This window comes from Paenibacillus sp. FSL E2-0178, assembly GCF_038593005.1.
GTDB classification, from domain to species: domain Bacteria; phylum Bacillota; class Bacilli; order Paenibacillales; family Paenibacillaceae; genus Paenibacillus_AQ; species Paenibacillus_AQ phytohabitans.
The window spans coordinates 2343301-2362605 of the sequence record NZ_CP151953.1 but is presented as its reverse complement, the minus strand read 5'-3'; the positions used below and the strand labels follow the sequence as shown (position 1 = coordinate 2362605).

Annotated in this window: 16 protein-coding genes; 8 read left to right on the top strand and 8 right to left on the bottom strand. The window is 49.0% G+C overall.

Annotated features, from left to right (window positions below):
• Window positions 1-144: 144 nt before the first annotated feature.
• Window positions 145-861 carry a hypothetical protein gene (locus MHI42_RS10535; RefSeq protein ID WP_342423734.1) on the bottom strand — a complete coding sequence of 239 codons (717 nt, stop codon included), beginning with the start codon at window positions 859-861 and terminating at the stop codon, window positions 145-147.
• Between the two features lie 159 nt (window positions 862-1020).
• Between MHI42_RS10535 and MHI42_RS10530 the strand changes: the two genes are divergently transcribed.
• From MHI42_RS10530 to MHI42_RS10520, 3 genes are all read left to right on the top strand, one after another.
• A complete protein-coding gene (locus MHI42_RS10530) occupies window positions 1021-1608 on the top strand; it encodes a TetR/AcrR family transcriptional regulator (protein ID WP_171718937.1) in 588 nt (195 codons plus the stop codon).
• Between the two features lie 144 nt (window positions 1609-1752).
• The gene (locus tag MHI42_RS10525; RefSeq protein ID WP_342423733.1) at window positions 1753-2205 is read left to right on the top strand and encodes a flavodoxin domain-containing protein; all 453 of its coding nucleotides are present in this window, start codon (window positions 1753-1755) and stop codon (window positions 2203-2205) included.
• A 67-nt stretch (window positions 2206-2272) separates the two neighbouring features.
• Entirely contained in the window at window positions 2273-3187 is a 915-nt protein-coding gene (locus MHI42_RS10520; protein ID WP_342423732.1) for an AraC family transcriptional regulator, read from the top strand.
• A 755-nt stretch (window positions 3188-3942) separates the two neighbouring features.
• On the opposite strand, the gene MHI42_RS10515 is transcribed toward MHI42_RS10520, so the two are convergent.
• The 3 genes from MHI42_RS10515 to MHI42_RS10505 all read right to left on the bottom strand — a co-directional run bounded on the left by MHI42_RS10515 (window position 3943) and on the right by MHI42_RS10505 (window position 6961).
• The gene (locus tag MHI42_RS10515) at window positions 3943-5337 is read right to left on the bottom strand and encodes a SpoVR family protein (protein ID WP_171718939.1); all 1395 of its coding nucleotides are present in this window, start codon (window positions 5335-5337) and stop codon (window positions 3943-3945) included.
• Window positions 5338-5494: 157 nt separating this feature from the next.
• Window positions 5495-5914: a hypothetical protein gene (locus MHI42_RS10510; RefSeq protein WP_342423731.1), complete on the bottom strand. Its 420-nt coding sequence runs from the start codon at window positions 5912-5914 to the stop codon at window positions 5495-5497.
• A gap of 129 nt (window positions 5915-6043) precedes the next feature.
• Window positions 6044-6961, bottom strand: a complete 918-nt coding sequence (locus MHI42_RS10505) for a helix-turn-helix domain-containing protein (RefSeq protein ID WP_342423730.1) — start codon at window positions 6959-6961, stop codon at window positions 6044-6046.
• A gap of 485 nt (window positions 6962-7446) precedes the next feature.
• Between MHI42_RS10505 and MHI42_RS10500 the strand changes: the two genes are divergently transcribed.
• A complete protein-coding gene (locus tag MHI42_RS10500; protein ID WP_342423729.1) occupies window positions 7447-9243 on the top strand; it encodes a sugar-binding domain-containing protein in 1797 nt (598 codons plus the stop codon).
• A gap of 36 nt (window positions 9244-9279) precedes the next feature.
• A complete protein-coding gene (locus MHI42_RS10495; protein ID WP_342423728.1) occupies window positions 9280-10395 on the top strand; it encodes a glycoside hydrolase family 88 protein in 1116 nt (371 codons plus the stop codon).
• A gap of 101 nt (window positions 10396-10496) precedes the next feature.
• Here MHI42_RS10495 and MHI42_RS10490 read toward each other — a convergent pair whose 3' ends face one another.
• Complete coding sequence (locus MHI42_RS10490; RefSeq protein ID WP_342423727.1) at window positions 10497-12746, bottom strand: FAD-dependent oxidoreductase; 2250 nt, start codon at window positions 12744-12746, stop codon at window positions 10497-10499.
• Between the two features lie 139 nt (window positions 12747-12885).
• On the opposite strand from MHI42_RS10490, the gene MHI42_RS10485 reads away from it, so the two are divergent.
• Complete coding sequence (locus MHI42_RS10485) at window positions 12886-13686, top strand: AraC family transcriptional regulator (protein WP_342423726.1); 801 nt, start codon at window positions 12886-12888, stop codon at window positions 13684-13686.
• Between the two features lie 125 nt (window positions 13687-13811).
• On the opposite strand, the gene MHI42_RS10480 is transcribed toward MHI42_RS10485, so the two are convergent.
• From MHI42_RS10480 to MHI42_RS10470, 3 genes are all read right to left on the bottom strand, one after another.
• On the bottom strand, window positions 13812-15353 hold the full coding sequence (locus MHI42_RS10480; protein ID WP_342423725.1) for a DUF3502 domain-containing protein: 1542 nt from the start codon (window positions 15351-15353) through the stop codon (window positions 13812-13814).
• A 141-nt stretch (window positions 15354-15494) separates the two neighbouring features.
• A complete protein-coding gene (locus MHI42_RS10475) occupies window positions 15495-16379 on the bottom strand; it encodes a carbohydrate ABC transporter permease (protein ID WP_039304534.1) in 885 nt (294 codons plus the stop codon).
• A gap of 12 nt (window positions 16380-16391) precedes the next feature.
• Entirely contained in the window at window positions 16392-17372 is a 981-nt protein-coding gene (locus MHI42_RS10470) for an ABC transporter permease subunit (protein ID WP_171718946.1), read from the bottom strand.
• 1084 nt (window positions 17373-18456) lie between these two features.
• On the opposite strand from MHI42_RS10470, the gene MHI42_RS10465 reads away from it, so the two are divergent.
• Both MHI42_RS10465 and MHI42_RS10460 read left to right on the top strand, forming a co-directional pair.
• A complete protein-coding gene (locus tag MHI42_RS10465; RefSeq protein ID WP_342423724.1) occupies window positions 18457-18717 on the top strand; it encodes a hypothetical protein in 261 nt (86 codons plus the stop codon).
• 139 nt (window positions 18718-18856) lie between these two features.
• Window positions 18857-19246 carry a hypothetical protein gene (locus MHI42_RS10460; protein WP_342423723.1) on the top strand — a complete coding sequence of 130 codons (390 nt, stop codon included), beginning with the start codon at window positions 18857-18859 and terminating at the stop codon, window positions 19244-19246.
• Window positions 19247-19305: the final 59 nt, after the last annotated feature.

Sequence of the window (19305 nt, the reverse complement as noted above, 5' to 3'; positions counted from 1 at the left end):
GAAAAAGGGCGGTAAAGCCGTTTCTAATTGAAATATAATTTATATGCTTCACGCTTGTCCGTATGTATACCGGCGCACGGAGAATAGGGGCTGACCGCCCCCTCCTGCACTAAAAGTCAGGGGCGGATCAAACCTCCGGCCCGGTTACTCCTTGGACTCCTTATCCTTGCCGCCAATGGTAAAGCCTAATTGTCCGTTATATTTGCCTACCTGTCCGGTAACGTCTATGCCTGCGCCCTGACCTCCGCCGAGCTGCGCCTTGGCCTGGGCACCGAGCCCATTGTCACCGCCGAGCTGCAATTGGGTCTGGAGCCCTGCACCTTGACTTAAGCCCAGATGGCCGCCGGCCTCTGCACTCAGACCGTGTTCACCTCCGGCTTGTGCCCCCGTATGAAAGTTGGCTCCCTGGCCGCCGCCGAGCTGGGTAGCTGCCTGGGCCGCCAGCCCGTACTTGCCGAAGGCCTGGGCTTCTGCATTAAGCCCAAGACCCTGGCCGCTGTCCAGATGGGTGTTACCTTGTGCCTGGATTCCATAGGAAGTGTTGCCGATATGGCCGCCTGCATGCATACCAGCGCCGGTGTATTTTACATTCCCGCCGGCATTTACACCGATGCCGTGTTTACCGCCTACTTCGCCTCCGGCATCGACATGAATTCCCTGCCCGCTGCCCACATCTGCGTTCATATGCCCTTTTATTAATTCATTTTTTACATTTTGGTTTTCTGTTGCCGGAAGGATTTGACCGGGTTCTGAGCGGACCAGGTGGTAGTAATGCGAGTAAGGGAAGGAAGTGTTACGCGGAGAATAAGGATATGCGGATGGATAAGCCTGACTGCTAGGATATTCGTTATCAAAGGTCATAAGGGTACCTCCATTATTCAATTAATTACAACAGCCTATTCATCGCAGCATTGAAGTGATACGATTCAGAGTAGTTAAAAGTGTGTTGTAATGACAGCAGCGCTGTGCTACATTATGAATGAATTAAATATTATTCACTCAGGCACGGAGGGCTTACGGATGGAAGATAAGAAGGCTGAGATTTTCAGATGCGGCAAAGAGCTGTTCAGCTCTAAAGGCTTCAAGGACACCAATATTTCCGACATCACCAAAATGTGCGGGTTCGCTGTAGGCACGTTCTATAATTATTACGCCTCGAAGGAGAAGCTGTTCATCGATATTTATCTGCAGGAGAACGAGAAGCTGAAGCGGAGCATCCTGCAGTCTTCGGTCAACCTGGACGACGAGCCTGCCAAAGTGCTCAAAGAAATCATGGCGCTTAATTACAGCGGGATCAATACGAATCCAATCCTGAAGGAATGGTACAACAAAGCTCTTTTCAGCAAGCTGGAGAAGGAATTCTATGAGCATGGCGGTATAGAGGGCATTCATGAAATGATGAACAGCGGCACGCTGGAATTAATCCGGCACTGGAAGACCAAGGGGAAGATCAGAGAGGATCTGGAGGACGGCATGATTCTTGCCTTATTCAACTCCGTGCCGTATATCGACATTCACAAGGAAGAGATCGGGGTGAGCTATTTTCCGCAGATCCTGGACTATTTAGTCGAGTTTATCATGAAAGGCTTGACGGATACACAGCATTGACAAAGGTCTCCGGCTTCGTTTGGCCGGTGGCAGAATACACTATTAAATGTTCAGTGGATGTACTGGGCATTTTATTCCGGTTTGAAATGAATGAATTTAATTATGTTCATTCATATTTTAAATATAACGAATTGAGGCGCCATTATGAAGACTATCATTATTTACAGATCAGGCCGCAGCATGAACACACAGAAGATTGCAGCCGCTATGGCTGAAGTGCTGGGTGCAGATTTGGCCAAAGTGGAGGACGTTAAGCCTGAGATGCTGTCCGGATATGACCTGATTGGCTTGGGTTCAGGCATTTACGCCTCCAAAATCCACCGCAGGATGTTCAAATTCATCAAGAGGATGCCGCTCCGGGACAAGAATGTCTTTATTTTTTGCACATCCGGGTCGGGGGAATTCAAGAATAAAGCTTTGGTTGAGGCCAAGCTGGCGGCTAAAGGCTGCAACGTCATCGGTGAGTTCCACTGTCCCGGGGAATTCAGCCCGCTGGGCTTCAATCTGGATAAAAAGGGGCATCCGGATGAGCAGGATTTCGTGGCTGCCCGCAAGTTTGCAGCTGGATTATTAGATAAAGCTTCCTTAATCAGCTAGAGTAATGCAGCAAAACTGGAACAGACCGGCTGGCTGCCGGTTGTTATAATGGAATCAGCTTTGTGTTATGGAAAGGCTGGTGGAGCACCTGAATTACAGCAGGGAGATCGAGCGGAGTATTGATTATATTGAGGAGCATCTGCGGGAGAACCTGACGGCAGAGGAGATTGCCGCACAGGCGGGGTATTCGCTGTATCATTTTTGCCGGATGTTCAGCCAGTGCCGGGAGATGCCGGTCATGGAATATGTGCGCAGCCGGAGGCTGTCCCTGGCAGCAGTAGAGCTGTTTGGCGGGCGGCGGATTACGGATATTGCGCTGGAGTATGGTTTTGAGACTCCCGGCGGCTTCGCCAAAGCCTTCCGCAAGGCCTTCGGCTACAGTCCCTCGCAGTATGCGGCACGGATGGACGGTTATCTCCGGGACAGATCGGTGTACCAAATCGGAGATTATATCTGGGAGCCCGTGATGGTGAGCAAACCGGCGTTTAAGGTGGCTGGTTATGGTATAGAAACGAACGTGGAGGCCGGAAGTTATACGCAGGACGTCGCTTCCTTCTGGTATTACTATGACGGAGACAATCTGGAGGATAAAATGTACGCCAAGCTGAACCCGCCGAAGCACGGGGAGGTTGGCTTATGTATTCCGGCAGACGATGGCGGCAACGCCGTCTACCTGCTGGGGGTTATAGTGGAGGACTTCAGCCTTGTGGCTGAGGATATGCTTACCGCTGTTGTGCCTGCTGCGCAGTATGCGGTATTCACGACACCGCCGGTGGATAATAGCGATGAGGGGAACCCGGATACTTTTGCCCAAGTGGTGAAGTCTACGTGGCAATATATCTTCGAGGAATGGTTCCCGGAAAGCGGTTATGTACATGACGAGGGCAAGCTGAACTTTGAGTACTACGACGAGCGGTGCCATGCGCGGGCGGACACGGTGATGGAGATCTATGTTCCGGTGATTGAGCGGTGGGGAAAATAGGAGCTAAATACGGCGGAGGCAAAGGCTGTGCGGTGAAGGGCGTAACTGCGGGGATTTTGGGCTTCCGGTCGCTGTTAAGGTTGGATTTCTTCATTTAAACCGCTAGGCAGCGGTGGAAATCCAATCTTAGCTTATGCTTCCGAAGCGAGCTTTCCTATGGAAAGCTTTCAGGCGAACGCTATCGCTCCTACAGTTCCCAAATCCCCTCCGTTACTCCCACCGCCCAGCCTTTGCCTGCTTATTAGTCCTGTTGTTCCGGCCGCTTGGTGGTGGCGGCCGCAAGGAAGGCCCGCAGCGCACATTCCAATGTGCAGCGGGCCTGGATTTTGTAAACCGGTAAACCGCAGCTACACCCGCCGACACTTCGTACAGGGCCGGGTGTAGCAAAAACCACCAACCACTTTTACCATGGATTATTAGCCGGAACTGACTGAATGCCAGCAGTTATGTGTTAGCACAGGTCATCACGCGAGCAAATTCCCCGCTGGGATTCCACTTTTACAAGCTGGTTGTACTTCGTACATTAGAAACCCCAATATTTGTTACTGAATCGCATTCTGTTGTATTTCGTGCATTAGATTTCTGCGTTTAGAGTAAAAAACAGCCTATTCTCTAAATTCAATTGTACAAAGTACAATAGATGCTGTTTTTCAGAGGAATTAGCATTATTCTACTGTACAAAGTACAATTGCTAGTATTGTACTTTGCCCTTGAGTGCGCATCGGGCTGAGGTTAACCTGTGATAAGAGCACACGCTACATAAACTTCCGCTGCACCTTTTTGCCGTCATAGGTAAAAAGGGCTTTTTTGTCTTCCACAACAGTCTGCAGATGCACGGTGCGGCCCCACAATGAGTAGATATGCGGGAGGGTGCGTTCCAGGTACTTGAGATCCAGCTCGATGCTCTCGTAGCGGTGGGCGATCAGCAATTCGCCGTTGCGCTCATAGTCGGCATCCTGGACAACGAGGTACGGTGAGCCGCCGTTAACCCGGGCCAGCACAAGCTGGTCACGCACATTTTCCCAGGCTTTGTCGGTGATCTTCCATTCCGGGCCTTTTTTCTCGAAGACATAGAGGTCAAGGTCGTTAACCAATTGCTTCGACAGGTAGCTGCGGATAAAAGAAATGTCGGAATCCAGCTCGCGCACCTCGAACATTTTGTCCCGGTCCCAGCGGCGTTCGATATCCTCGAAGATCTTCAGGCCCAGGTAATAAGGGTTCAGGCTCTGGCGCGAAGGCTGCACCACAGATGAGTTGAGTTTGGCGTATTCCACCGTTTCCTCGGCCGTCAGATCCAGCTCGCGCATGATCCGCTGATGCCAGTAGGAAGCCCAGCCTTCGTTCATGATCTTGGTCTCCATCTGCGGCCAGAAATAGAGCATTTCGTCATGCAGCATGGTCATGATGTCGCGCTGCCAATCCTCCAGGGCGGTGGAATATTGCTGGATGAACCAGACGATGTCCTTTTCCGGCTCCGGAGGGAAGGTACGCTTGCCTGCAGTTTCCGGCGTTGGCGGGGCGACATCACTCTTCTCCAGATCCCACAGCTCACTGTAGGCATTTGCAGGACCGGGACCGCCGGGAGGGGAATCCTTGCGCTCCTTCATTTTGGCTTCGAGCAGGTGGGTCTTGCCCAGCTTGCGCGGCTGGATCAGGCTGGGATCGATATGCTCCTGGATCGCGAGCACGGAATCGATGAAGTTCTCCACCGTATCCGTTCCATAGGTGACGGAATAATCGGCGATCCGGTCGGCGGTGGCCGACATGCTCTCGACCATATCCCGGTTGGACATCGAGAAGCGCATATTGTTCTTGAAGAAGTCGCAGTGCGCCAGCACGTGGGCAACAATCAGCTTGTTCTGCACCAGCGTGTTGCCGTCGAGCAGAAAGGCGTAGCAGGGGTTCGAGTTAATGACGAGCTCGTAAATTTTGCTGAGGCCGAAATCGTATTGCGACTTCATTTTATGAAAAGTCTTACCGAAGCTCCAGTGTCCGAACCGGGTGGGCATCCCGTAGGCACCGAAGGTATAAATGATATCCGCAGGACATATCTCGTAACGCATCGGATAAAAATCGAGGCCGAAGCCGGTAGCAATCTCCGTAATCTCGGCAATCGCCCGTTCCAGCGCTTTAATCTCATCACCGGGCATGCATCCATCTCTCCTTCCAGCTTGTGAACCGTTCTTCTTATGTATATGGGCGGAGGGGAGGGAGTATGATGGGCATGCGCGCTGCATGAAGGGGATAGAAGAGTTATTGTACAAAAAATAGCCTAACCACAGCGAATACGCTAAGAGGTCAGGCTATTTATTCGTTCTGGATATTGTTCAGTAACTGATCAAACTCCTCTTCGCTGTCACTGTAAATGGAAATTCCATCTCTGCGATCCTTTTGAGCTTGTTGAAGTTGGGTGAGAACACCTTCATCTTTGAAGATAATCGAAGTCATTTGCTTCTTTTGTTCATCTGTAAGTATTCTGGTCATTCGAGCCACTCTCGGTCTACTAAAAACGCGAATCTCAACCTTCAATTCTTCATTTGCGGTATGTGACACAATCACGCCATCCTTAGATTGTAGCAACTCCTTAGTGGCTTCTTGTGGGTCTTGAATAGCACGGATCAGTGCGACTTCATCAACAAACTTAATGTTGCCTTCGGTATGTGATGCAAGGATTTGCAGCTTGACGTATTGATTGGGATAAATCCTCCGAACCTCTTCCCATTGCATGGCTGGCACCTCCAATTTGGTTTGTCCTTATATTGTATCAGAATATTTTCCATAAAAAAGCTCTCCAAAACGATCTATATCGTTCATGGAGAGCCTTTTTGCGTAAGCCTTGCCCAGCCTAAATATTCATTATTCTGCTTCGGTGTAGAATATTTTAAGCAGAATATTCTGCGAATAATTTCCAAAGTGCTCCCCGAATATGGTAAGTCCGCCTTTGTTTGTAGAATTCTCATCAATACCAATCTTCAACTTGATGAAGGGGGAATCTTCGATCTTTAAATGGGCCAGTGTAACCGATGATATTTTCTGACCGTCTATTCCCGTATCTTTCTTGGTGACTCTTAAATGCTTCAAAAGGCCGTACTGGCTTAGTTCATTATCCCACCAGGCTGGTGTTAATTTCCCGCGCACATCTGAAAAATTACCTGGAGCCGTCCAGGTGCCTAAAAAAACATCGTTGATATAAAAAGCGATATCACTGGGCCAATTATTGTTGGAACCAGGAAACTCTGAAGAAAGCTCTAAGGATAACTCTAATAATTCTGCAGTGAAATTTTGGTTGAAATCATTCGGAATCATATATTCAACGAAGCCCTCCGCAAACCAAAGTAATGAAGCATCGATCCGGTCATTGGATACGAAAGCCCGTTGATCATCTAACTTTCCGATTACTTTAGTTTGGCTGGCTAATCCACATGTAGGGGTAACTGAAAAGTTAGAATAGTATCCCAGCTTAATTTCATTAGTGATTACATTAAAAGGAAGGTGGAGTTTCTTCGGTAAGTTGATGGCAATATGATCAACAGCAAGAATGAAATTCTTCTTTCTGTTATCGGTAACCCCTAAGTTGTCCTGGAGCTTGATGATCTTGGCGTCCTCCAGTAACCGGATATGGCGTGAAACGATAGCTTTGCTTAAATTTAGCTTTTTGGCGAGCTCACTGACCGTAAGCGGTGTATGTAACAATAGTTTGAGAATGGAAGCTCTTGTGTCAGATGCCAGTGCTTTCAAAACAGAAATACCATTCTCATCGAGTTCTAAGAACATAAGTACCTCCTTACCCGGATCAATCTAGCTTCTATAAAGAACTTGAAAATATACAGACAGGGAAAAGTGACGGAGGAGAATTTTGGCACTGTAGGAGCGATAGCGTCCGCCTTTGTCCCCGGAGTTCTACCGCTAGGAGCGGTTCGAAATCAAGAAATCTGGGGACAACAGTGGCCGGAGGGCCAAACATTCTTTGGAGTCACGGCAATCCCATAACAGAAAAAATACAAGTACAGTCTATATAGCGGCTGCCTAACATTATAACATATTGTTAACTTTTTTGTTTACAATAATAGGTCCGGTTGGGCGGTAATTTATTATTGTATACCACAAAGTTGAAAATCACGAATAACGTTGATACAAGCTTGAAAGAACGCTTTCATCATGATAGTATTTGCTTGCTTGTGAGGAAGAGTTACTGTTGAACTCGCAAAAAAAGTTAACTATTATTGTTGCGGGACTAATAGGATAGGAGATGAAGCTAGATGTCACACCGGATGGAATATCCGCGTCCACAGTTAGTTAGAGACGCATGGCTTAACTTAAATGGGGCGTGGCAATTTGAATTTGACGATAAGAATGTTGGAGCTGCACAGCGATGGTATGATCCAAGTGAAAATTTCAGTCAGACCATTCAAGTTCCCTTTGCTTTTCAAACCCCTGCGAGTGGAATACACGACACCTCTTTTCATGACTATGTCTGGTATAAGCGTAATTTTACACTTGAGCCAGGTTGGTATAAGAAGCGTGTTGTCTTACATTTTGGAGCGGTAGATTATAGAGCCTGGGTGTATGTGAATGGTCATTATATCGGCATGCACGAGGGAGGACACACCCCATTTTCTTTTGATATTACACATGCATTAACCGGGCAGGAGGAACAGGTGACTGTTCACGTTGAGGACCCTTCACAGGATGAGACTATACCCCGGGGCAAACAGTTCTGGTTAGAGAAGCCGGACAGCATCTGGTATACCCGCACGACAGGGATTTGGCAGACCGTGTGGCTGGAGGCGGTAAACCCTGTTCATATTCATCAGGTGAAGTTCCAGCCCGATGTAGATCAAGGGAGCATTGGAATAGAAGTTAAATCTGAGGGATATGGATCAGAGGAATTAGATGTGGATATTCGTATTTCTTTTCAGGGAGTCCCTGTTATTCAGGATCGAGTACGATTGCTGCAGCCCATAACACGTAGAACGGTAGATCTGTTTGGTTTGAAAATCTTCAGGACAAACTTTCATAACGCCGGCTGGACCTGGACTCCGGAAAATCCTAATCTGTTCGATGTTGAAATGAAGCTGTACGATCATGGGGTTGAGGTGGATTGTATACAATCGTATTTCGGCATGCGGAAAGTTCATACAGAGAATGGTATGGTCTATCTGAATAACAAACCTTATTATCAAAAGCTTGTACTCGACCAAGGTTATTGGCAGGAAGGATTGCTTACTGCGCCAACGGATGAACACCTGAAGAAAGATATTGAATTAGCCAAAGAATTAGGGTTCAACGGTTGCCGTAAGCATCAAAAGGTAGAGGATCCGCGGTTTTTATACTGGGCAGATCGAATAGGGTTCCTTGTATGGGGAGAATGCGCGGCCAGCCCCTCTTACAATAATGATGCTGTAGCCCGGTTAACCAAAGAATGGATTGAAATTATTGACCGTGACTTCAATCATCCGTCTATTGTTGCCTGGGTTCCGCTTAACGAAAGCTGGGGAATTCCGATGGTGAAATCGAATAAGCAGCAGCAGTATCACAGCTTAGCCATGTATAGTCTTATTCATTCCTTGGATGATACCCGATTAGTGATCTCGAATGATGGATGGGAAATGACACGAACTGACCTTTGTGCGGTACACAATTATCAGCATGGCAGAACAGATGAGACCGATAAGTATGAAGAATTCAAGCGGATTCTGTCCACGAAGGAAACGATGCTTGCTTCCAAGCCATCCGCCCGCAGTGTATATGCAGATGGTTATGGGCATCGGGGAGAGCCAATCTTGTTAACTGAATTTGGTGGTATAAGCTATAAGGCTGGCGCTGACGATGGTTGGGGATATACCAGTGCACAATCTTCAGAGGATCTTGTTCTAGAATATGAAAGAATTATGAAGGCTGTATACGCTTCTAAGATTATTTATGGTTATTGTTATACGCAGTTGACAGATGTGGAGCAAGAAATTAACGGTCTATTGGCATATGATCGAACACCCAAATGCGATATGTCGTTAATTAAAGAAATTAATAGTCAATGGCATCTGCGGACCATTTAACCGGAACATATTGAATGACAAGGAGCTTAGGAATCCATGACAAATGAAAACCTGCTTCAAAAAATTGGGCTGGTAGTAGATAAGCTGATGAATCTGGGCGGCAGCGACTATGAAAAGGATAAAACCGTGGTTCAGGCCGATACAAGAGTAGGGATTGTGCAACGGGATTTCGGAATTGAAGAATGGGACTGGCCGCAGGGCGTCGGTCTGTATGGTCTGTACAAGCTGCAGAAGGTTTACGGCGATCAACGCTATAAGGAATTTTTTCAGAATTGGTATTCCCGTAATCTGGAGGTTGGACTGCCTTCAAAAAACATTAATACAACAGCTCCTTATCTGGCTCTGGTTCTGCTCCTAGATCAACTTGAGCCTTCCAGCCAACTGGAACAGCTATGCCGGGAACATGCGGATTGGCTCCTTCATGAGTTGCCCAAAACCAAAGAAGGAGGCTTTCAGCATACGGTCACTGCCATTGGCAACCGGGATGGAATTCACTTGCACAATGGACAGTTGTGGATTGATACGCTCTTTATGGCGGTTCTGTTTCTGAACCAGGCCGGGCGCAAGTTTAACCGGCCGGAGTGGCAGCATGAAGCTGAACACCAGATTCTGCTCCATATCAAGTATTTGTTCGACAAACATACCGGCCTGTTTTTCCACGGCTGGAGCTTCGAACGCAATGATAATTTCGGCAGTATCTTCTGGTGCCGCGGCAATTCCTGGTTCACCTATGGCATCGTCGATTACCTGGAAACTTGCCAGGATACGATTAGCCCGGGCATCCGGAAATTTCTGGTGGATACGTATAAAGCTCAGGTCAATGCCTTGGTTTCACTTCAGGCAGCTTCCGGTCTTTGGCATACAGTCCTGCAGGACCGGGCCAGCTATGAAGAGGTATCCGGGTCGGCCGCAATTGCCGCAGGTATCCTAAAAGGCATTAAAGCCGGTATTCTGGATTCCTCATATCAGGCTGCGGCAGGCAAGGCCATTCAGTCGGTATGTCAAAATATTAGCGGAGATGGAACCGTACTGAATGTGTCGGCCGGAACCGGGATGGGAATGGATAAGGATCATTACAAGAACATTACCCTCATGCCGATGGCATACGGACAGTCCCTGGTGCTTATTGCCTTGTATGAAGCTGTAAAATAAACCCTGCGTAAGCTCATTTATTCATCTTTTCTTGGATACAAATAGCCTAATCCTTGAGCATTTACGCCAAAGGATTAGGCTATTTTATCTTCTTTACTCAGTTACTCGTAAACCCGCACCTCAATAATCTCCGCATACTGGCTTCCGTTAGTCGCCCCGATCACAACGCGCAGGCGATCAGTTGTTACAGCTTCGGCAAGTGTGTGCACATGCTTGCGCTTGTGATTGTCACTTCCTGCGGCGACTGCCGTCCAGTTGCCGTCCATGTAAGCTTCAATACGATAATCCTTGACGAGCGTTGGCAGGATTTCGTAAGGCGTGATGTGATGATGCAGGTTGATCAGGTCCTCATTCACATCGTCATTGAAGGTGACTTGCACCTGGCGGAGGGTAACCGGGGCGGTCCAGGCCAGCTCCAGCCATTCCTCGCGGCCGGATTCCAGCTGCTCAGAGGACCAGAGATGTGGGCCTCCGTAAGGACGGAGGTATCCGTCCACCGCTTTGTCAGCGGCAAAGGCTAGGGTTGGCCCAGACAGGCGGATACACGGTGCGGTGTGGTCGAATTTCTTTTTGTCCCAGAGGACTACAGGCTGTGCGGGCTGATTCTGGAAATCCAAGGATACTACCGGTGTGTTGCTATGCCCATAGGCGAGTATCCCCGAAGTCGGCTGATCTGCCATATGCAGGGTGATTACCGCATTAGCCTTGATGATCAGAAAAGCATTGCGCGGCGTCTCCGGCTGCCAGCGCAGGTCAAGCTTCACCCATTGCTGCGTCCCGGAGTTGACAGAAGCCGATACGGATTGCAGGTGCGCATACGGAACATAATTCTCGGGCCGGCCGGTCTCCCATAGCTGAACGGTCAGCTCTGCTGCTTCGCTCGCATCAATCAGCAGCTCAATTCCGTCAAGCAGAGGATCGACCGGAAGGGTGATGCCGATGTCAGTCGTAAGAGGGACACTGAATGCCGGATGCTCTACTGCGAACCGGCTCCGTTCGCTGGAGGCACTGACGGCTGCCTGGAGCGCCAGATCGGATTCGTCTTCATTGCGCAGGCCGAGAACGGATGCATCCTGGCGCAGCATGGTCTGCTGCAGGTCTTGCAGGTGGTTCGCATGCAGTTCACGCGGCGTAATTCCCCTGGCCGCGCAAAGTGCAGCGCCGGTGCCTGCAGCTTCGCCGATGACCGCGCAGGTAGCCATAACGCGTGTCGTCCCGAACGCGACATGCGAGGCGCTGATGTCGCGGCCGGCCATCAGCAGATTGTTCACATTCACTGAATACAGTGAACGGAACGGAATGTGGTAGCTGCCGTCGGAATACATATGCTTCGAGCCTGATTCGGTAGCATACACACCCTGCGGCGGGTGCAGATCGATCGACCAGCCGCCGAAGCCAATGCGGTCCGCGAATTCACGCTGCGCAAGGATATCGTTCTGGTTCAAGATATAATCGCCTACGAAGCGGCGGTATTCCCGTTTGCCCGGAAGCGAACCGACCCATTCCAGCGTCATATTCCCGGCATCGAATTTACCGGAATTCTTAATATAGTCCCAAATCCCGTAAATGATGGACCATAGCTCGTCGCGGATGGCCTCGTTATCATGAACGGTATCCTGTTCGCCGCCAAACTCAATCCACCAGTATGCGCAGCCATTGTCGCCGCTGCGGATGATGCGGTTCTCGGTGATTGACGTTTGTGTAATATCGATGGCCATAGCCGGAGCTATATATTTGACCGGATGACCGGCATCCTTGGTATAGAAGAGCAGGGTGCTGCCAAGAGTGATATCATCTGCAACCAGCGGTGCCCATTCTTCGCCCAATTCATCGCGCGCTTCGCGGCCCATCCGGAATTCTGCACCAGCCAGGAAGCCGACCAGCCCGTCTCCGGTACAATCCAGATAGACCGGGCTCTCAAAACGGATGCTCCGCTCTGATCCCATCATCCATCCGGTAACCGACCGGATCTGCCGCCCGCCGTCCGCTTCCTCACCGGCCTCGGCTTCATGCACATCCGTGTTCAGAAACAGCTGGATATTCGGTTCAGCCTGTACGGCCTCAAGCACAACCATATCCCATAAATATGGATTACCGTCCTTGTTGCGGTACTGGTTCTCTACAAACAGCTCCCCCATTATCCCCGTCTCCCGGGCATACCGGTGAATGCCGTGTGAGGTGGCGCCGCACACCCATACCCGCACCTCACTGCTGGAGTTGCCGCCAAGCACTGGACGGTTGTTGACCAGTGCGACCGTCTGCCCCAGACGTGCGGCTGCAATCGCCGCACATACTCCTGCCAGACCGCCGCCTACAACGGTTACATCCGTTTTGACCGTTTCTTTCCGCATGGTTGAATCTCTCCTCTGAGTTATGATAATATATCCGTAATTTCATAATAAATCACCTGTATATCAAATAACATGCATATAATTTCTTTTGATATATACTTTATTTCATTTCATTTACTGGTTGGAGGGAGAGCAGTGCATGCGAATTAATTGGTCAGTTCATCCAGTAGCCTATACGTATTGGGAGAAGAAGGAACAGTTCCTGCTGGAGTATGACACGTATCCTGTGTGGACGATATTTGCGGTGGAACAAGGGCAATTCGCCTACCGGTTCGGAGATCATGAGGGAGAAGCCGGATGGGGGGATATGATCGTATGTCCGCCGGGTACGGCCTTTTACCGGAGAACGGTGACAACTTTAACCTTTCATTTCATCCAGTTCGAATGGGAGGAGAAGCCGGGGCTTGAAGAAGCAGCCGCAACGCTAGGCGGAAGGTGGACGGTCAGGGATATGGAGCGTCTGCTGTCGACTTACCGTTATATGAGGAACATCGGAAGAAGCATTCAGGAGGAGCCGGGCTTTGGACGAATGAAGCATATGCTGGAGGATTTGTGGAGACTCCTTGATATCGAGCGCAGCTTTGCGGCGGAGGAAATGCAATCCGAAGGGGAGAGTTCCGATCAGGACATGCAGAAGGCCAGGCAATGGTTGCTTGAGCATGCCTGCACCCCTATGACGATGCAGGAGCTGGCGGCCGCGCTTAGTATCACACCGGTGCAGTTAACACGTCGGTTCCGGGCAGCTTATCAGGCGACACCTTCAGAATTTGTGACCGGAATCAGGCTCCAAAAAGCCTGCCTGCTGCTTGAAGATTCCACACAGTCCATTGAAATCATCGCCCAGCAGTGCGGTTATGAGAATGGCTTCTACCTGAGTCGCGTGTTCAGCGCGAAGCTTGGTTTAACCCCATCCAGATACCGCAAGCTGCACCGGTTATAAGAATTCACCAAACAAACGCGACAAACGCGCCTCTCCGAATAAGGAGGGCGCGCTGCCGGTAGTTCATATTAAGGTTGTCCTAATCAGACAGCAGTAGAGCACAACTATACAACTCGAGCCGTATTCTATTGCTGCTTCGCATACCATTCAGAGAACTGCTTCTGGTATTCGGCGATGTATTTGTCGATACCGGCTGCTTTTAACCGCTCAAGTGCCTTTGGGAAAGCAGAATCATAATCACTGAAGCCGCTGCCGATCGGGGCCAGGTATTCGGTGAATACGCCGTTCAGCTTGGTTTCTTCATTCTTGACCGGAGTATTGTCGAAGTTGAAGCCTGCGCCCTTGGAGATAATTGCTCCGTCATCCCATGCTTTGTAATCGGCAATGAAATCATCCGGTACGGTGTTGTCAAAGCGCATGAAGTTTTTGTTCATCAGCAGCCAATCGGGAATCAGTGAATCGGTACTGATTTTGGTCAGACGGCCGTTAGCGTCCAGCGTATAATCGGTGCCTTCAATACCATAGGCGAACAGGTCGTACAGCTCCTGGTTTTTTTGCAGCATGTTGAAGAACATGACATAACGTTCCGGGTCCTTGGCTGCGGCAGAGACGAAGAAGGCGGTGCTGTAGGTGCCTCTGCTGATTTTTGGACGGCCGGTGCCCAGGAAATAATTGACCAGCTTGGCTTCAGGCACTGCCTGTGAGATGGTAGCTGCGCCTTCAAACGGTCGTGCTGCGGTTCCCGCCCAGAACATCGCTTTGCCGGAGTTCCAGTCTGACTGCAGCTGAGGCACATTCGTTGCGGCATATTTCGGAATGATCCCTTTCTCATACCAGCTGTGCATCAGCCCGGCATAGGTTTTGAATTCAGGAGATTCGAACCAGCTGATAATCTGATCATCCTTGGCCGATTCATCCAGGGCGATGAAATCATTTTGCCAGTACAGATTCTTGTCGGTGAAGTCATATTGCAGCATTCTGCGGGCATCCGTGTTGGCATATCCGATCAGCTCGGGGTGAAGCGCATGGACTTTATCATAGAACTGCTCAAGCTCGGCAAGCGAGGTGACCTGGGTCATTCCTGCCTCCTCCAGCAGATCCTGCCGGACCAGTACACTGTAAAATTCAGCGGAATTCGGCTTGTTGCCTACAGGAACCGCATATTGTTTCCCGTCCAGCTGGAAGGCCCGGAAGGAAGCCTCGTCCACCGCCGCACTCAAATCCGCTGCTGCTGCAGAGATATAGGGAGTGAGGTCGGTGTAGAGTCCTTTGGCGACAGATTTCACCATATAGTTGGCATCCGTATAGGTCGCGAAATCTTCGCCGGTCGACAGCATCAGGTCCGTTTTGCCGCCGCCGTATTCCGTCCAGGGCAGGAACTGAAATTCAACCTCGGCATTGATTTCTTTTTTGATCACATCATAGAACTCCGTCTTGGCCAGCTCCTTCATCCGGTTCGACTCGTCCCCGTATAGTACGATCTTCAGCTTGGCCGGCGCCAGAGCCGTGCCTTCAGTCCCGCTGCCCGCCGCCGTTGCCGGTGCTGTGCCTCCATTGCTGTTGTCCGTATTACCAGGGTTAGCGCTTTCATTATTGCCCTGCGAACAACCGCTTACCAGGAATACAGTTGCCAGGAGCAAACTTAACCAGCCTTTTTTCTTTGTCATGATGAACACCCTCCTGAATTAGAATTAATCTGTGAGGCTTATATTGCCAAGGCGGTGCTCCCGTAAGCTTATTGTACAACATGTCGGAGCATGGGAGCACACACCTGATGCAACCAATATTAGGTCAATGTGTCCGGAGGATCAGCCTTTCACCGAACCCACGATAATACCTTTAACGAAGAATCCCTGGAGAAAAGGATACAGAATCGCGATCGGCAAAACGGTCAGACAGGTCATCGCCATCTTCGCGGTCTCCAGCGGCGGGGCAATAATAGCGCCTCCCACCTGTGCGGCATTGCCGGAGGCCAGGAACTGAATGTTCGCCATCATGTTGTACATCAGGTATTGGATCGTATAGAGATCCTGATTGTTAACCAGCATCAGCGGCAGATAGAAGTCATTCCAGAACTGGAGCGCATAAAAGAGTGAAATCGTCACCAGCCCGACCCGGCCGAGCGGAATCATAATACTGAAGAAAATCCGCAGATGACCGGCACCGTCAATTTGCGCCGACTCGACAATCTCATGCGGGATACTGCGGAAGTAATTGGCCATCAGGAACATAAGGAACACACTCAGCACATAGGGAATGAACAGGCCGAGCAGCGTATCGCCAAGGTGATAGTATTTGGTGCTCAGCAGATACCAGGGCAGTGTGCCGCCGCTGAACAGCATCGTGAAGTAGGCAAAGAAGGCAAAAAAGTTCTTCAGCCGGAAATTCCGGACGGAGATGACGTAGGCATAAGCAGTTGTCACCAGTACAGCGGTCAGCGTGCCCAGTACTGTTACGACCAGCGACATGGAGTAGGCCCGCAGAATCTGCTCTGCTTTGGAGCCAAACAGGAATTGATAGGTTTCGAACGTGAACCCCCGGGGCCAGAAGGAATAGCCCTCCGCAGCAATTCTCGACTCTGTAGATAGAGAACCGGATACCGCCAGCACGAACGGCACCAGGCAAATGACCGAGAATACCGCAATACAGACATAGAAGAAAATAACCAGCCCTTTGTTTTCAGTAGTTTGCATCGTATCGGTCTCCTAGAATAGTTTGCTGTCTTTGTCATACCAGCCGGCCAGCTTGTTGGCTACCAGCACCAGGATGAATCCAAAGACGGATTGATAGAGCGTAATGGCGGAAGCGAAGCCGAACTCACCGGAACGGATGGCCGTGCGGTACACATAGACATCGATAATATCGGTAGTGGGCAGCAGCAGCGGATTGAGGAATGTTACGCCCATGATCATACTCAGATCGCCCTTCAGCATGCCTCCGATTCCGAGCAGCGTCATCAGGATGATTGAAGGAATCAGCATGGGTATCGTGATTTTGGTGATAATCTGCCAGCGGGAGGCACCGTCGATCCGGGCCGCTTCATAATAGGAGGTGTCCACTCCCTGCAGCACCGCATAGTAGATGATCGCGCCGTAGCCGGCACTTTTCCAGATATTCGCGAGCACCAGGATCACTACGAACAGCCACGGGCTCGAATACCAGTCCATTTGCGACAGGCCAAGCGATTGCAGCAGCTGGTTGAGAATCCCCTTGTCATAGTCGAGCAGGGAGAACAGGATGGCCCCGATAATGATCCAGGAGATGAAATACGGGAAGAACATGACACTCTGGGTGATTTTGATAAACCACTTGCTGCGCAGCTCGTTCAATATAATGGCGATAGCCACCGAGAAAAAAGTGCCGGTCAGCATGTACAGCGCATTCAGCATAACTGTGTTGCGGGTCGCCCTCAGGGCATCCTCCATACTGGAGAAGAAAAACTCGAAGTTGGAGAAGCCCGCCCACGGGCTGCCGAAAATTCCGTCGTTAAAGTTGTAGTTCTTAAAGACGAGAATCAGTCCGCTCATCGGCAGGTACGCAAATAAAATCAGAATAATGATGCCCGGCAGGGCCAGCAGATACAGCGAGCTGTCCTTCCTTAGGGATTTGCGGAAGCGCCTGGCGCTGGCAGTCCGTGTTCCCGGAATAAGCGGCTCCATTGTGCCGGGTGTTGCCTCTTGCGTCATATACAGTCCACTCCTTTATGCTAGCGTTATCATTTCATCCCGTGATTCAGGAGAACGCTTTACAAGGCAAATCATAATCCGGCGCAGAATGTAAACGCTATCATAATAAACGGGAAAAAGTTAAAATATGCGGAATGAATGAGCTTAAAAAAACAGGAAAAGCAGAAGTTTTGTGAATTGGGATGGTTAAATGCCTGATAAAAGCGGGGGAATGGCGTTGTGAATGGGAAGGGAGTTTTGGATTTGGGGGACAAGTACAACTTTAGAGCAAAAGAAGTGAGTTCGTTCAATGCAGCAATTTATGTATTCAGCGTTCCAACTGAAAATTCGGAGATAGTTGTATTCTGTACAATTAAAACCAGCGAAAAGGTAGGCTTGCAACGTATAACTGTATTCTGTACAACTAAATCTGCCCGAACGGGTGAAAACTATCGACAAGCACCAGTTTAATTGTACGAAATACAACTAAACGAAGAATTGGCGGGAAATCAGATGATTTAGTTGTACAAAGTGCAATTAAGTATATCGCATACCGGTAGCGGGTTACTTTAAACCACAAACGGCAAACCACAAACCGCAAACCGCAAACCGCAAACCGCAAACCTTACTAGGCAATTTGCCAAAGTGGTTTTCACCAGTTTATATCTGACGTTATAGTAGAGGCGAAGCTGTGGAGAATGAAATGGTGGATTGAAAAGTTAAGTGATAGACTTGAGGAAGAAAGCATGGGGCGGACGTGAAAATCCTGCATAAAATACAACATTTTCCTCAAAATCTCGGCTGTAAACCAAAATTGTTGTATAAAAGGCAGCATTTCTCCTCCTCCGGACGGTTTAGCAGGACAATTCTTGTATTTTATACAACAATCTGCCCCAACACCCGGGTATATAGGTCGCCGAGTTGTAATATGTACAACATTTAAGTCTTTACAGACCAATGCAGTGTAAAATTCGCTTAAGAGAGTTAGTTAGGATAAGCCGACAGATTTGGGTGAAATCCACAACCGTTCATAGGGAAATAATCCTTTTCCGCATAGAAAAAGATAAATAATTTCAATTGTTTTAAATTGAAGGGAGATAAAATAATGAGAGGTCGTGTGCATACAGAGTATCGGCGTTTAGGGGTTTTTGCTGTAGAGACTGAGGACCATGATTTCTCCATAATAGAGGTTCGGAGCGGGCTCCCATCCTTAGGTGACGAACTGGTTGGCGAGCTTAATTCACTTGGTGAAAAGCAGCTATACAATGATACAACTCTAGAAAAAATGGATGTGTCTATTAAATCTATACATTTAATCCGTGATGATGTGAAGAGAGCTATTATAGATGCTGTAAGAGGGAAGTAGGAAGAAGACTCACATAACTGAAGTGTTTGTAATAGAAAATTTGATCAAGAACGCAGCTTTGGATCTGGCTAAGAATGATTTGGAGTTTGGATAAGAAGATTATGTTGCAAACGGAGAATTTCCAATAGGTGATGAATATATGAAGAAAAAAACTAGGGAAATCAAGGTTCAAGATAAAAATTACGTTTATGTGATTAACCAAAAGTACCACCAAGGCGTAAGCAAAATCAATCTTTCTGTATCATTAAAAGGACAGAAGAATGCGGCATGCTCTTTCCAATTTTGTACATGGGATGACCCAATCTCAGGAAGTCCTCTGCTAGTTGGTGTTCACTTAAAGAAGACGGCCTCGGATGATATTGAAGATTTCAACTTAAATTACCCGGGAATAGTGAAGCAGTTTATAGTGTATGGTCTGGAAAATGGGTGGAGGGGATCAAACAGAATTGAGTTCAGTGATGGGTTAGAAATACTCGAGGATATGGGGTATGACGTGTTATGGCTTAAAGCTGGACCTAGTCCGCAATAATTAATGAGTACTCTTACGCAGGAGGGCTTTAGGATCGTCGGATATGCAGAGGTAACACA

Coding starts and splice junctions, on each gene's coding strand:
- MHI42_RS10515 (WP_171718939.1), bottom strand. CDS start 5,337: ATGCCCGGTGATGAGATTAAAGCGCTGGAACGGGCGATTGCCGAGATT.
- MHI42_RS10520 (WP_342423732.1), top strand. CDS start 2,273: ATGGAAAGGCTGGTGGAGCACCTGAATTACAGCAGGGAGATCGAGCGG.
- MHI42_RS10530 (WP_171718937.1), top strand. CDS start 1,021: ATGGAAGATAAGAAGGCTGAGATTTTCAGATGCGGCAAAGAGCTGTTC.
- MHI42_RS10470 (WP_171718946.1), bottom strand. CDS start 17,372: ATGACGCAAGAGGCAACACCCGGCACAATGGAGCCGCTTATTCCGGGA.
- MHI42_RS10500 (WP_342423729.1), top strand. CDS start 7,447: ATGTCACACCGGATGGAATATCCGCGTCCACAGTTAGTTAGAGACGCA.
- MHI42_RS10510 (WP_342423731.1), bottom strand. CDS start 5,914: ATGCAATGGGAAGAGGTTCGGAGGATTTATCCCAATCAATACGTCAAG.
- MHI42_RS10490 (WP_342423727.1), bottom strand. CDS start 12,746: ATGCGGAAAGAAACGGTCAAAACGGATGTAACCGTTGTAGGCGGCGGT.
- MHI42_RS10475 (WP_039304534.1), bottom strand. CDS start 16,379: ATGCAAACTACTGAAAACAAAGGGCTGGTTATTTTCTTCTATGTCTGT.
- MHI42_RS10525 (WP_342423733.1), top strand. CDS start 1,753: ATGAAGACTATCATTATTTACAGATCAGGCCGCAGCATGAACACACAG.
- MHI42_RS10485 (WP_342423726.1), top strand. CDS start 12,886: ATGCGAATTAATTGGTCAGTTCATCCAGTAGCCTATACGTATTGGGAG.
- MHI42_RS10465 (WP_342423724.1), top strand. CDS start 18,457: ATGAGAGGTCGTGTGCATACAGAGTATCGGCGTTTAGGGGTTTTTGCT.
- MHI42_RS10460 (WP_342423723.1), top strand. CDS start 18,857: ATGAAGAAAAAAACTAGGGAAATCAAGGTTCAAGATAAAAATTACGTT.
- MHI42_RS10535 (WP_342423734.1), bottom strand. CDS start 861: ATGACCTTTGATAACGAATATCCTAGCAGTCAGGCTTATCCATCCGCA.
- MHI42_RS10480 (WP_342423725.1), bottom strand. CDS start 15,353: ATGACAAAGAAAAAAGGCTGGTTAAGTTTGCTCCTGGCAACTGTATTC.
- MHI42_RS10505 (WP_342423730.1), bottom strand. CDS start 6,961: ATGTTCTTAGAACTCGATGAGAATGGTATTTCTGTTTTGAAAGCACTG.
- MHI42_RS10495 (WP_342423728.1), top strand. CDS start 9,280: ATGACAAATGAAAACCTGCTTCAAAAAATTGGGCTGGTAGTAGATAAG.